At 69.5% G+C, this 1,365-nt stretch carries 1 protein-coding gene; it reads left to right on the plus strand.

The genetic code is table 11. The features are described 5' to 3' along the window. The first annotated feature begins 283 nt into the window (after positions 1–283). Positions 284–1,342: an IS110 family transposase gene (locus AB0E94_RS53000; protein WP_360344595.1), complete on the plus strand. Its 1,059-nt coding sequence runs from the start codon at positions 284–286 to the stop codon at positions 1,340–1,342. Positions 1,343–1,365 lie beyond the last annotated feature (23 nt).

The following is a 1,365-nucleotide window of genomic DNA, read 5'->3' on the forward strand; positions in this document are numbered from 1 at the left end:
GCGACGCTTCTATAGGTGGGCCGGTTCCGGGAGGGGTTGGTATCGGTAGGGTTCGGCACCGGTGATCTACGAGTGACTCATGCAAGATCTGGCCGCCATCTGATGGCGTGCCGTGTGGTGCGACTTGTCCTCGTGGGTTGCCGGTGTCGGCCCGGCCCACCTTGCTGGCCTGATCAGAAGCCTGTCCGCGTGTCAGCGCGTGACTCATCACAGATATGCCGCCGGGTGATCGTCTCCCGGGCCGACGCCGTCCGAACGTCGCCCGCACAAGGGAGAACCGTCCGTGTCGCCCATCCTGACAGAACGCCTGGCCGACCGCGTCGACGCGGTCATCGGTGTGGACACCCACACCGACACCCACACCGCTGCCGTGCTCACCCCGGTCGGGACCGTGCTGGCCGAACTCACCGTCCCGGCCACCCCGCAAGGCGCCGGTGTCCTGCTGGCCTGGGCCGACCGGCACACCGCCCGGCTCGGCCAGCGACGCGCCTGGGCCATCGACGGCACCCGAGCCCATGGCATCGGCCTGAGCCGTGCCCTGCACACCGCCGGCGAGACCGTCCTGGAAGCCCCGAAGCCCGCCAAAGGCAGGCGCCGCCGCGGCGGTAAGTCCGACGCCCTCGACGCCGTACACGCCGCCCGAGCCGTGCTGGCCGCCGACCACCTCGCCACACCCCGCGCCGACGGCGACCGCGAAGCCCTGCGCCTGCTCCACGTCATCCGCCGCCATCACAGCGACATGCGCACCGCCACCATCAACCTGTTCAAATCGGTGATCCTCACCGCCGACGACGCCCTACGCGCGCAACTGCGCGGCCTGAGCACCCTGCGGCAGGTCCAGCACGCCATCACCCTCGTCACCACCGGCAACGGCCCCGACCGGCTACGCCGTACTCAACTGGCCGCCCTCGCCACCCAGATCCTCGCCCTCGACCAGCTCCTGAAAGCCAACCTCACCGAGATCCGTACCCTGGTCGCGAAACTCTGCCCGGCCCTGCTCGACCAGCCCGGCATCGGCCCGGTCACCGCCGCGATCGCCCTGATCACCTGGTCGCACCCCGGCCGGTTCCGCAGCGAAGCCGCCTTCGCCAGCCTCGCCGGCGTCAGCCCCGTCCCCGCCAGCTCCGGCCGCATCGTGCGTCACCGCCTCAACCGCGGCGGCGACCGCACCCTCAACGCCGCCATCCACACCATCGCCAAAGCCCGCCAACGATGCCACCAGCCCACCAAGGACTACATCAACCGCCGGACCACCGAAGGCCGCACCCCAGCCGAGATCACCCGCAACCTAAAACGCTACATAACCCGCCAAATCTGGCGCATCCTCGAAGCCACCGCTTGACAAAAACCTTCACAGATCTTGCA

The sequence above is a fragment of the Actinoplanes sp. NPDC026670 genome, from assembly GCF_040638175.1.
In the GTDB taxonomy this organism is placed as follows: Bacteria; Actinomycetota; Actinomycetes; order Mycobacteriales; family Micromonosporaceae; genus Actinoplanes.